10 protein-coding genes are annotated in these 13236 nt (G+C 28.2%); 9 read left to right on the top strand and 1 reads right to left on the bottom strand.

Annotated elements, in window-relative coordinates; all coding sequences use genetic code 4:
* The first annotated feature begins 8 nt into the window (after positions 1-8).
* The 7 genes from def to T386_RS0101165 all read left to right on the top strand — a co-directional run bounded on the left by def (position 9) and on the right by T386_RS0101165 (position 11000).
* Positions 9-572, top strand: coding sequence for a peptide deformylase (gene def, locus T386_RS0101195; RefSeq protein ID WP_029513354.1), 564 nt, complete (start codon positions 9-11; stop codon positions 570-572).
* Positions 573-581: 9 nt separating this feature from the next.
* A complete protein-coding gene (locus tag T386_RS0101190) occupies positions 582-1964 on the top strand; it encodes a hypothetical protein (RefSeq protein WP_029513353.1) in 1383 nt (460 codons plus the stop codon).
* A 134-nt stretch (positions 1965-2098) separates the two neighbouring features.
* Positions 2099-4015 (top strand): DNA topoisomerase IV subunit B, encoded by a 1917-nt coding sequence (gene parE, locus T386_RS0101185; RefSeq protein ID WP_029513352.1) that lies wholly within the window; start codon positions 2099-2101, stop codon positions 4013-4015.
* A gap of 103 nt (positions 4016-4118) precedes the next feature.
* Positions 4119-6707 (top strand): DNA topoisomerase IV subunit A, encoded by a 2589-nt coding sequence (gene parC / locus T386_RS0101180; RefSeq protein WP_029513351.1) that lies wholly within the window; start codon positions 4119-4121, stop codon positions 6705-6707.
* A gap of 151 nt (positions 6708-6858) precedes the next feature.
* Entirely contained in the window at positions 6859-7788 is a 930-nt protein-coding gene (locus T386_RS0101175; RefSeq protein ID WP_029513350.1) for a Cof-type HAD-IIB family hydrolase, read from the top strand.
* Between the two features lie 2 nt (positions 7789-7790).
* Positions 7791-8531: a ribonuclease HIII gene (locus T386_RS0101170; RefSeq protein WP_051622761.1), complete on the top strand. Its 741-nt coding sequence runs from the start codon at positions 7791-7793 to the stop codon at positions 8529-8531.
* A gap of 63 nt (positions 8532-8594) precedes the next feature.
* Positions 8595-11000, top strand: a complete 2406-nt coding sequence (locus tag T386_RS0101165; protein ID WP_029513348.1) for a DEAD/DEAH box helicase family protein — start codon at positions 8595-8597, stop codon at positions 10998-11000.
* An 87-nt stretch (positions 11001-11087) separates the two neighbouring features.
* Here the strand turns inward: T386_RS0101165 and T386_RS0101160 are convergent, their stop codons facing one another.
* Positions 11088-11816, bottom strand: coding sequence for a leucine-rich repeat domain-containing protein (locus T386_RS0101160; RefSeq protein WP_029513347.1), 729 nt, complete (start codon positions 11814-11816; stop codon positions 11088-11090).
* Positions 11817-12224: 408 nt separating this feature from the next.
* Here T386_RS0101160 and rplJ point away from each other — a divergent pair, with 408 nt between their 5' ends.
* Complete coding sequence (rplJ, locus tag T386_RS0101155; protein WP_211246883.1) at positions 12225-12719, top strand: 50S ribosomal protein L10; 495 nt, start codon at positions 12225-12227, stop codon at positions 12717-12719.
* 25 nt (positions 12720-12744) lie between these two features.
* A complete protein-coding gene (gene rplL / locus T386_RS0101150) occupies positions 12745-13119 on the top strand; it encodes a 50S ribosomal protein L7/L12 (RefSeq protein WP_029513345.1) in 375 nt (124 codons plus the stop codon).
* Positions 13120-13236 lie beyond the last annotated feature (117 nt).

Genomic DNA, 13236 nt, shown 5'->3' with positions numbered 1-13236 from the left:
TTTAAACTATGAAAACATATGATGTTGAAATAATTGAATTGCCTAAAAAGATTTTAAGGCAAAAATCAGTCGAAGTTCCTATTCCCTTAACTAACGAGGATATCGAACTGGCTGAAAAAATGATTTATCATATTGATGACAGTCAACAAGAAGATTCTAAATTTAGAGCAGGTGTTGGAGTAGCGGCTATTCAATATGGCATTCCAAAAAGAGTTTTTTATATAAATGTTAATGAAAATGTTTCGGTTAATAGTAATGATAAACCTTTTAGAGATGTGCTTTTTAATCCTAAAATTATTGCTACTAGTAGTGCTAAAATTGCACTATCTGATGGAGAAGGATGCCTTAGTGTCGGCGAAGAAATTCCCAATCAAGAAGGTTATGTATATCGCTATAGCAGAATAGTCATTGAGGCTTATTCTTATTTTGAAAAAAAAGTCAAGAGATTTGATCTTAGGGGCTATCCCGCAATTGTAGCACAACATGAATTAGACCATTTAGAAGGCAAATTATTTATCGATCGCATCAATAAACAAAATCCGTGAGATGCTAAATTTGGCGATATTTTTTAAGGAGAAATTATGCAATTAATTGAAAATTGAGAAAAATTTGTATTCAATTCTTGGTCTGCTATTGTTCCAATTCTTTTGTTTTTTCTAATTTTAGGATTGGCAATTTTGTCTGGGATAAGAAGAGGACTAATTGGCGGCATTATTGTTCTAGCATTTGGCATATCTGGCTGATTGGTGGGCTTTTTCGTCTCTCCTATATTAACAAAAGCAATTTTAAATGCTGTTAAATTTAGATATTTAGATGGCCAAAAATATGATCTATCAAAGTTCTGGCCCGCAATTTTTTCAATAAGTATGTTTATTATTCAAATTGTTTTTAATATTGGTGGTGAAATAATTACGAAAGTATTCAAAGGTGTTATTATGAAGCCAATTAAAGATAGGGAAAATAATCATATTTCTACCATTCCATATCGTTCATTGGGCGCTGTTGTTTCAACTGTTGGAGTAATTCCTTGTGCTGTTTTAACTACAAATATAATAGGAATTATTTCTAGCAATAATGGTGCTATTAACACTAATGATAAATTGCTTTCAGGTATAACCTTTGGCAAAGGCACTGGAATATCGAAGTATACTCCTGGGCTTATTGGTGCAGCAAAACTTGACAAAGATTGAAATATAAATGAAGATAAACAGTTAGAAGAAAAACAATCAATTATTAGTTCATTTAATTGATATCTTAAACAATTTATAGATGCTGATAACTATGCAATTATTTTTGATTCCGCTAATAATTCTGGTCAAAAAGAAATCGAAGTAAGTCAAGCAACTCTTAATAAAATGGATGCAAAAGACAGGGCTAAAATTCTTAATGCTCTCATTACCACCATTCAAAAAAATGCTAAAGGGGAAGTCGATTCTAAAATTAGAGTTTATTTTAATTTCAATACAAAAAAAGATAGCGATGGTTTGAAGTATGACCCTAAAAATAATTATGCTGAGTATATAAGTGATCAAAATTCTTACGGAATGGATAAAATAAAAAATGTGGTTGGCTTATTTAACTACTCATATGAATCATTCACCATTTTTGAAGAAATAATTACAAAGCTTCCTGTGGATTCAAAAAATAATATTTTTAAAGAATTCTATTCATTAGTTGATAATGCTGGTTTAAAATGAAACATATTGTTTGGTTTAGCTAATTTCAAATTTAATATTAACCAAGAATATCAAATCGAGTTAAAAAATAAGGTATATATTCAAAAAATTAAAGACGTAATATTTTCATTATTTCAAAAAGCAGACGAAAGATTTACCTATCAAAAAGATTTACTAAATGATGAAAACATTATGAATAAAAAAGAAAAAGAATTAAATACCACTAATGAAAAAATTTATTGAATTATTTCAACCATAATTAATAATGTTTTTGTGGTAAATAAGTAGCCCAAAAAAGTTTCTGTATAAGCAGAAACTTTTTATATTTCAAGGAATTATTAAGGCGGAAAATGAGTCCATTATGCTTAGACTTTTGTTCTTAATTTTAATCTAATATAATGATTAGTATATAATCTAATAATATGATTAATTCTAAATATGATGCAAGTAGTATACAACAATTAAAAGGTCTTGAAGCTGTTAGAAAACGCCCTGGTATGTATATTGGTTCAACCGATATTAATGGTCTCCACCATTTAGTTTGAGAAATAGTTGATAACTCGATTGATGAAGCATTAGCGGGTGCAGCTGATGAAATAATTATTATTTTAAACAAAGATGGTTCAGTAACTGTTGCTGATAATGGTCGTGGTATTCCAGTTGGTAAAACACCTAGTGGAAAAAGCGCCGTTGAATTAGTTTTTACAGAGCTGCACGCTGGTGGTAAATTTAATGAAGGAGCTTATAAAACATCTGGTGGACTTCATGGCGTTGGTTCATCAGTCGTTAATGCTTTAAGTGTAAAATTAAAGTGTATTGTTTACCGTGATAAAAAAATATATGAAACAATTTTTGAAAACGGGGATAAAATAATCCAACCAACCCATGAAATTGGAACAACTAATAAAACCGGAACTACTATTCAATTTTGACCTAATTATGAAATCTTTAAAAATGCCAAATTAAGTTTTGAAACAATAGCAGAGCGACTCAGGGAAAGCAGTTTTTTAATTGCAGGCTTGTCAATTAAACTAGTCGATGAACAAAGCAAGCAAAAAATTGAATTCAAATATGATAATGGTCTTAAAGCATTTGTAGACTTTATTAATGATTCTAAAACTCCGCTTTTTGATGTGCATACTTTTAAAGACACAAAAAAAGAAATAGAAGTTGAATGCGGCTTTCAATATACTGATGGTTATAGTGAAACTATATTATCCTTTGTTAATAATGTTAAAACAAGAGATGGTGGAACACATGAAATGGGTCTTAAATCTGCTTTTACCAAAACTTTTAATGATTTTGCACTTGATGAAAAAATTCTAAAAGGTAAAAATACTTTTGATGGTGAAGATATCCGCGAAGGCTTAACCATTATTCTTTCAGTTAAGATTCCTGAAAAATATCTTGAATTTGTTAGCCAAACTAAAGATAAGCTTGGTACACCAGAAGCTAAAAGTGTGGTAGAAGAAGTTGTTTCTAAGAATCTAAAAACATGAATAACTGAGAACAAACAGTTAGCTAGAAAAATATTAGCAAAAATTAAAAAAGCAGCTGATTCACGAGAAGCAGCAAAAAAAGCAAGATTAGAAGCTAGAAAAACAAAAAATGCGCTTAAAGAAAAACAAATTTTAAGTGGCAAGTTAACACCTGCTCAATCTAAAAATCCAAAAGAAAAAGAATTATTTTTAGTGGAAGGAGATTCAGCCGGCGGTTCAGCGAAATCTGGAAGAGACAGAAGATATCAAGCTATTTTACCGCTAAGAGGTAAGGTTGTAAACACTGAGAAAGCAAGGCTTTCAGACATTTTAAAAAACGAAGAAATAGCAACAATAATAAACACTGTTGGAGCAGGCATAGGAAATGATTTTGATTTGTCAAAAGCCCAATATGGCAAAGTTGTAATCATGACAGATGCTGATACAGATGGTGCTCATATTCAGATTCTTCTTTTAACATTTTTCTTTAGACATATGCGCAAATTAGTTGAAAATGGTAATGTTTATATTGCCATGCCTCCTTTATTTAAATTATCACTAAATAAATCAAAAAATATTGTTAAGTATGCATGAGACGAAAATGAATTAAGACAGTTGCTTTCAACAACCATGAAAGGCGCAGAGGTTCAAAGATATAAAGGTCTTGGTGAAATGAATGCTGACCAATTATGAGAGACTACAATGAATCCTGAGACTAGAACATTAATACAAGTTAAGATCGAAGATGCTGCTTTAGCTGAAAGAAGAGTTTCCACGTTAATGGGCGACAATGTTGATTTTAGAAAAGAATGAATTAACAAAAATGTTGATTTCACAATGGAAGACGACTTTGAAATTTAAATTATAATTTTTTTAATTAGGCTTTAAATCAGGCTAATAAAGAAAAATAATTGAGAGAAAATTTTAAATATATTTCTGTAAAACATAAATAGAAGGGTGATGTATGAATAAAAAAAATGAAGAGAAATTAAATGAATTACTATCCAAAATTATTCAAGAAAATCTTGACACAATAATGGCCGATAGATTTAGTCGTTATTCTAAATATGTTATCCAACAAAGAGCTTTGCCAGATGTTCGTGACGGTCTTAAACCTGTTCAAAGAAGAATTCTTTATTCAATGCACACTTTAGGTTTACATAGTACAAAGGCGTTTAAAAAATCGGCGCGTGTAGTTGGAGATGTTATTGGTAAATATCACCCACACGGTGACTCATCTATTTATGAAGCAATGGTGCGGTTGGCTCAGGACTGAAAAATGGGCCATATTCTAGTGGAAATGCATGGTAATGTTGGTTCGATTGATGATGACCCAGCTGCTGCTATGCGTTATACTGAAGTTAGACTTGCTGAAATATCTGATTATATAATAGGGGACTTAAACAAAAACACAGTTAAGTTTGCTCCTAATTTTGATGATTCTGAAAAAGAGCCAGTGGTAATGCCATCTTTAATTCCCAACTTATTAATTAATGGAGCAAGCGGTATTGCCTCAGGTTTTGCTACTGAAATGCCACCACACAACTTAAATGAAATTCTTGACGCATCAATAGCTAAAATTAAAAAACCTGATATTGAATTGTCAAAACTTTTAAAAATTGTTAAAGGACCAGATTTCCCAACAGGCGGCGTTATTTATGGTTCGCAAGGCATTTGAGAAGCATTTGAGCGTGGTCGCGGAAGAATTACGCTTGTTTCAAGGTATAAGACTTACGAAGACGCAAAAAATAAATTTATTGAAATCACAGAAATTCCTTATGGCGTTGTAAAATCCAAATTAGTTCATGATATTGATGTTATTGTTTCAAGTGAAGAAGTTGCTGGTTTACTTGAAGTAAAAGACCAGTCAGACAGAAATGGTATTAGCATTTTAATTACTTTAAGTAAAAATGCTAATGACGAAGTCATTATTAATTACTTGCTTTCAAAAACTCAGATGCAAGTTTATTACAATTATAATAATGTGGTTATTGAAGATAATACCCCAAAAACATTAGGTTTAGTTCACTTACTTGATGCCTACTTGAATCACGTGAGAGATGTTAAAATTAAAACTATTCAATATGACTTAATCAAATATAAAGCAAGATATGAAATAGTTTTAGGTTTTTTGAGAGTTGCTGAAATCACTGATGAAGTTATTGCTGTTATACGTAAAAGTGAAAATTCAAAGCAAGGTGTTATAGAAAACTTGATTAAACACTTTGATTTTACTGTTAATCAAGCAACCGCTATTGCTGAATTACGTCTTTATAAATTAAGTAAAACTGATAAAGAAGCTTATTTAATTGAAAAAGAAGAACTTGAAAAGCAATTTGCTCATTGCGAATTATTGCTAAATGATCCAGATGAATTTAATGAATATCTAATACAAATGTTCAAAGATATTAAAAAGAAATTTGGTAGAGAAAGAAAAACATCTGTTATTGATGAAGAATATAAAGTTTCAATTAATCAAGCTGACTTAATGAAAGATGAAGATGTATATCTTGGTATTAGCAAGTTTGGTTATTTAAAAAGAATAACTAAAAAAATGGCTGAAACAAATGACTTTATTACATATGGAATTAAAGAAGATGATAGAATTCTTTATTATGATCAAGCAAATACCTTAGACAGTATGTTGCTTTTTACCAACTATGGTAATTATGCTTATTTGCCTGTTTTTAAGATAAATGAGTCAAAATGAAAAGAATTTGGAATACATCTTAGTGACTTTGTAGATTTAGTTTCTGGTGAGGAATTAGTATCAGCAATTAGAGTTACTGATTTCAAACTTTTAAATTATGTTTGTTTATTTACTAAAAATGGTTATGGCAAAAGAGTTGTTCTTAAAGACTTTGAGGTTTCTAGATTTAATAAATTATTTACAGCCATTAAATTAAAAGCAGGCGATGAACTCATTGGAGCAAAATTATCTAACGGTTTTAAAGATGTTTTATTAGTTTCTAAGAGAGGACTTGCTTCATTGTATTCAGAAAATGATGTTCAAATTTATGGATCTAAATCTGGTGGAATTAAATCATGTTATATTCCGCCAATAGACCAAATTTGTGCTTTTGCCTTAGTTGAAAATACTGAATCAGTAGCAATGCTTAGCACTAATAATCAAATTAAAAGAATTAATGTTGCTGATATAGTTAGAGTTTCTAAGAAAAATATCGGCAAACAAATTTTTCCACAAAAAACCAAACAAATATTGGTTTCTCAATGTGAAGTAGTTGCTCCAAGTACAGAAATATTCATAACTAATGAGCAAGGACAAACAACATTAGACAAAATATCAAATTATCCATTAACTGATACTAATGGCGGTTTTTCTAAGATTAAAAGTGAAGATATTAGAGTCACTTCTTTAAAAGTTAATCAAATTAGTGATGCTGCTATGAAGGCTGAAATTTCATATTCTAAACCAACAGTTAAAGAGACTGAAATAATTAATAAAGTTGATAATGTAACAAATGCAATAGACTTAGATATTGATCAAATATTATCTAAGGTAAATGATTTATTAAATGAAGATAAAAAATAAGCATATTTGACTATTTTAAAGGCAATTCTGCTTATTTTTTGTTTGATATTTTTTGCCATATAATTTTATATAATTAAAATGTTGTATAAAATATTTACAATTATTAATTATTATAAATTTTCAATTTTAATTTTATTTTAAAAGGAAAAATATGACAAATCAAACAAATAATGAGAAGCAAAAGTTTTTATTTGCTATTGACCTTGATGGAACATTATTATCTTCAAGTATGGAAGGTACAATTCCAGATGTATGTGTGGAGGCTATTCAAAGAGCTAGAGACGAAGGCCATATTGTGTGTATATTTACTGGCCGTCCTTGAAGAAGTACTAAACCTGTTTATGATAAATTAGGCCTCGATACTGCTGTTGCAAACTATAACGGTGCCCAAATTCATAATCCAAAAGACGATAATTTTATCCCTTATATTAAATATCTAAATCTTAATGAGATGCTATATATTTTAGGTGATCCAAAAGTTCAAAATGAAATATCAAATTTAGCAATTGAAGGACCAGGTTGGGTTCAACTTCAACATAGAGATGCAGATATTGAAGCAATTTTCGGTTTTAATACGGCTGAAAAATTTACTGTAGGCATCAATCTTAATAAAGTTCCTCTTAGTCCTACTGGTATTGTTTTCGATGTTAAAGAAACAACTGATGTGGAAGAATTAAGACGTTATTTAAGAGCTAGATATGGTGACCTTGGAGAGTTTTCATATTGATCTAAAGGCGAAGGTTTAACACCTGTTTTTGACATTACAAATGTGACTGTAAATAAAGGTAGAGCCTTGTCATTATTAAGCAGATATTATGGTGTGGATTTAGACCATACAGTTGCTTTTGGAGATGGATTTAACGATGTATCTATGTTTCAGGTTGCTACTACTTCTGTTGTTGTCGGAAATGCATCAGATCCAGTTAGAAAGCATGCTACTATTAGATTAAAGAAAACTAACAAACAAGGTGCCGTGGGCGAGTATTTAAATAAATTTTTAGATGATCCTGAAAAAGAAATTAATAAATCTAAAAAAATGGCTCAAAAAATGAGAAAATTTAAAGACGAAGAAGAGGAATAGCAATGGATTTTATAGACTACAACTTTACAATTGATCTTACAAATAAAGATATTATTGGTGTTGATGAAGTTGGAGTCGGTGATTATTTTGGCCCCATGTGTGCTGCTGCTGTTTACATTCCTTACACAAATTATGAGGCTGTGAAAAATCTTGGGGTACAAGATAGCAAAAAGCTTTCTGATTTAAAAATTAAAAAAATAGCTACTGCTTTGAAAAGCAGCGGTTTAATTAAATATGCTTATTATCAGTTGTCACCAAGTGGTTATAATAAATTAAACAAATCATACAATGCTAACGTTTTAAAAATGTTTATTCATCTTAAAGTTATAAATGAAATTAGAAAAAATATGAATCATTGTGATTTTATTTTTATTGATCAATATTCAGTTAAAAATAGCATTAAAAAATATTATGATGAATTAGTTATTAGAAATAATTGAGCTAAATTTGAACCTATTCAAGAAGATGTTTTATTAGCATATAAAGGAGAAGAATATAGTTTATGTGTTGCTGCGGCATCAATAATTGCCCGTGATTTTTTTCTAACTAAAATACAAGATTTAAATAATAAGTATTCAACAACTTTTCCATTAGGTGCAGGAAGCACAACAAAAAAATTTGCGAAAGAATTTTTTAAACAAGTCAATTATGATGAAAAAATAATGAATGATGTATGTAAAATGTCATTCAAAATGGATATTTTAGAGGATTTAGAATGTACTAAAAATATTAAGTTATTTTAGTTTAAGATTAAATGAATTCATTTGCCTAATGACCTTAGTAATTGATATTTTTTAGGAGATTAAATGAATAATAAACCATTTTTATTTGAGAAAATTAAACAAGCCAATTTTTATGCTTTTGGCTATAAAGGAACCGATTTTTTTGATGAGTTACCTAGAATAATACCTTCCAATCTCTCACCAAAATTTAAATTAAGAGAGTATCAAAAACATGCTATAAAATCATTTATTTGGTATTTCAAATCCAACAAAAATAGAGCCATTCATAATATCTTCAATATGCAAACAGGAAGTGGAAAAACTGTAGTTATTGCTAGTTTGATTTTATATCTATGAGAGCAAGGATATGAAAATTTTGTTATTTATGCTGATAATAAAAATAGATCCTTGAAATTAAAAAAAACATTATTGGATAATAAATCTAAGAATTACTTATTTAGTTCTAAAATAGACTTTTATGGCAAAAATATTAATACAATAGAAGTCAATGATTTTAATAATAAATCAAAGGATATTAAGTTCAAATTTATTACGAACATAGACAACAATATTAATTTAATAGATAAAAATAGTAAGATGGTTTTTATTTCATATGATAATGAGTTAATTGATCAAAATAATCCAATTTTTAAAAACTTTTTAACGTCTCATCAAAGCAACTTATTGTTAGAATTTACTAATAATTTAGATTTAGAAGACCCAGTAATTCGTAATAATCACGCCGAGAAAATCATATTTAATTACGACTTGCCAAAATTTAGAAAATCACTATATATGAAGGCGTTTAATTATGTAAATTTAAAGGCAGATATATGACAAAAAGCACTTTCCGTAATGGTTATTAGTGAGTATAGAAAAAATCTTTTTCGTGAGTTAGGTTTACTAAGAAAACCGGCAGTAATGTTTATTTTTAATAACGAAAATGAATTAAAAAATTTTTATAGTTGCTTTTTTAATAAGATATTAAAAATTAAAAAAGACGATATTAACAAATTATCTAATCTAAATATTGATGAGCTTAATAATGCTCTAAATTATTTTAAATTAAAAGATTCCAGTTTTAAAAGTTTAATTAATGCAATAAAACGGAATTTTACAACAAATAATACTTTAATAGATTTTGACAACACAATAGACAAAGAATATAGAGTATTTTTTGTATCAAATCAATCAAGAAACCTCATTTCTGAATCAAGTATTTTTGATATAGTCTATATAGGTTCATCATTTGTGCAAGATGATATCAATATTGCTAAATTAATTAGTAATAATATTGCTTATTTCCCCTTCAAAGTTAATAGTTTCGATGACATTTATATAAGAAAATTTGATAATGATATAACAAATAAATATAGAGCTCTTGAGACACTAACATATTATTATGATGATAATTCAGCAATTATAAATAAACTTCAAAATATTAAATTAATTGATGAACAAGAAGACATAAAATTAAGGTACATATTAAAAGATTCGTTTAAAAACTCATCATTATATAAAAATGGTTTTATTTATGCAAATAAAGAAGAAAAACTCGATAGTAGGTTAAAAGTCTATTTAGATGAATATGAGCGTGACAATTACTATGTATATGAGCAAGAAAGAGATGTAGATTTGTCAGCTGATGTTTTTACTATAAACATATTTTTTAAAGACATCTCATACAAATTGCTGCTAAAAGCTGCCCGATGTTTTAAAGAGTTAAATATTAAATATTTAAAAACCAAATTTCAGAATTTACAATCAGTCAAAGAGTTCTTAACTGATAATAATTATTTAGGAAATAACTGTTTAAAAATTAATGCTTTTAGAAAAATTACTAATGATGATATTTTTAAGGCACTAATGATTGCTTTTGACAAAATAGCACTATATTTATTAGAACTAATTCCTGCAACAACAGGCTCAAAAGAATTTTACCCGATAAAAATTAGTCAAGTTTTCAAGGAAAAAATTATACTATTAACCGAATTTCAAAATAATGGTTTTGGAGTTAGTCAAAATGACGTTAATAATTCAAATTATCTAGATTTAAATGAATGCAATTGATATGTATATAATGACAACTATGACTCATATATACATAAGGAATTCTTAAAATTTTTTAAACAAAAACTCTTGCCTAAATTAACATCAAGAAGCCTTAATTTCTTTTTATTAAAAAATGAGGGTACTGCTAATGCTGCTTTATTTTCTTTTGAAAAAGGTAAAAAATTTATTCCTAGTTATATTTTATTTATTAAAAAGGAAGCATCAACTTATCAAATAATAATTGAATTAAAAGAAAATAATTTGTTAGTAAAAGATGATTGGCAACAAAATTTTTTGATGCAAATCGAAGATGTTCACAAAACGGCGCAAGGTTCTCAAAGTATTAGTATTATTGGATTGCCTTTTTTTAATCAAGATATTAATATGACCCTTTTTGAGTCATCATTTGATAAGATTTTGGATAAATTTACATTGTAATTTTCGAATATAAAAATTCCATATATGCTTGTTTTATTGGCTTATATGGAATTTTTATATTTTTAACTGGGAAACTATAAAAAATTATTAAGCAAATGTAATTTGGCTTGTTTGAATACCTAATGATTTTGCGAAATTGTCTATTTTATCAGCGTTTTCAATGCTGTTTTTTGTCAGATGTTTAAAGATAAGTTGGAAGTTTTTGTTAGTGTTATTAAATACATATTGTCCAAATGCCATTTTAATATCTTTGTTAGTATAAGCAGAATTAATTGTGACTTTAAATTTATCATTTTTAATATTGCTAAATGCATATTCTCCAACAATTAGCAATTTTTTGGGTAACTGAACTTCTTCTAATGAATTGCAATTTGTAAATGCGTTTTGCAAAATAGAATCAAGTTCAGAATTTTCAAAATTCTCAAATTTTATTCATTTTAACTTAGAGCAATTCATAAAAGCTCTCTCCCCAATAAATTTAACTGAAGCCGGAATAGTTACTGATTCAATTTGACTTGTTTTTATGAATGCTTCAGTACCAATAGCTGCAACATCATAAGTATTATTTTTGAAAGTGACTTTTGAAGGTATAACTACATTTTTGAATTCAGGTTTTAAATTATTATTTTGGTCAAATTGAATTCGAGCAAAGCCAGTAATAATAGCCTTATTGTTTGCATCTAGTTCAAAGTAAAAACTTTTCGTTGCTTCATCCATTTTTACTTCTGTATCCCCTTTTTTACAGCTTATAGCACTCAATGGTGTAGCTATAAAAACAGGTATTAATAAAAATGATAATTTAGATATTTTCTTCATAACAGGTACTCCATAGAAAAATTTGATTATTAAAAAATAAACTTTATTATACACATTTATAATTTTTGCTATTAATGATACAAATTTATGTATGATTAATTTACCTTTTCTACACTTTCATTATTTAATTCATTGTTTTCATTTATTTTGAAACAAAATCTCACGTAGAAAAGGCAGCAAGGGTGTATCTAGTTTTTTCTAGGTACACTTTTGCTTTTTTTTGTATGAATATTTTGCTTTGAATAAAACAATTTAGATATAAAATAGAATAGCAATACATTAAGACAGTAACTGCTCATAGCTTAATTTTGTTACCGAGTGTATCTTGTTAAAAGATTTTTCACATATTAATGTCTTTAAGTATTGTACCTTTATATATCACGAAAGGGGGGAATTTTAATGCAATCAATTAAACAAAGTGCTAATAGACTTGTCAAAGTAGAAACAGTAGAAGAAATTAGTAAAAAAATAGCTGCTGCTAAAGGCTTTATTGTTGCTGAATATCGTGGACTAACAGTTGCTGAACTTAAAAGCCTTCGTATAGAAGCTAAAAAAGCTGGCATTGAAATCAAAGTTTATAAAAACAGATTGTTTAAATTAGCATGCCAAAAAGTTGGTTACAATTTAGATGAATTTTTAGTTGGACCTAACTTATTTGCTTTCAGCAATGTTGATGATAATGCAGCTGCTAAGGTGTTAGTGAAATTTGCAAAAGATAACAAATTATTATTACCAAAAGCTGGTGTATTTGAAAATAAAGTTATTGATACAAAAGCTGTTGCTGAAATTGCTACTTTACCAAATTATGAAGAAGCACTTACAATTTTGGCACGTTCGCTTATGTCTCCATTACAACAACTCTCTCTTTCTCTAAAGCTATTTAGTGAAAAGGAAAGTGAATAATTTTTTATACGAAAGGAAATTTATTATGGCAAAATTAACAAAAGAATCATTTATTTCATCATTAAAAGAAATGTCTATTAAAGAAGTTATGGAATTAGTTGAAGCAATGAAAGAAGAATTTGGTATTGATCCTTCTGCTGTTGCTGTAGCTGCTGCAGCTGGTCCTGCTGATGCTGCTGAAGAAAAGAAATCAACTCTTTCAGTTATTATTAAAGCAGACAACGGTAAAAAACTTGCTATTGTTAAAGCAGTTAAAGAAGCTCTTAATCTAGCATTAATGGATGCTAACAAACTTGTTTCAACCTTACCTGCAACAATTAAAGAAAACATTCCAGCAGCTGAAGCTGAAGCTTTAAAAGCTAAATTAGTTGAAGCTGGAGCAGATGTAGAATTAAAATAATTCACCTTATTAATAAAATTAAAACGAGTGATAAATCAAAACAAAGAAGTTTACAGTTTCATGTTTTTAGGTTCTTATCAACCTCGTTTTTTTATTTTTTAAATATAAATATTTTAC

The sequence above is a fragment of the Mycoplasmopsis primatum ATCC 25948 genome, assembly GCF_000702785.1.
Classification (GTDB): Bacteria; Bacillota_I; Bacilli_A; order Mycoplasmatales; family Metamycoplasmataceae; genus Mycoplasmopsis; species Mycoplasmopsis primatum.
The sequence above is the reverse complement of the archived record's forward strand: the minus strand, read 5'-3'. Positions and strand labels throughout refer to the sequence as shown.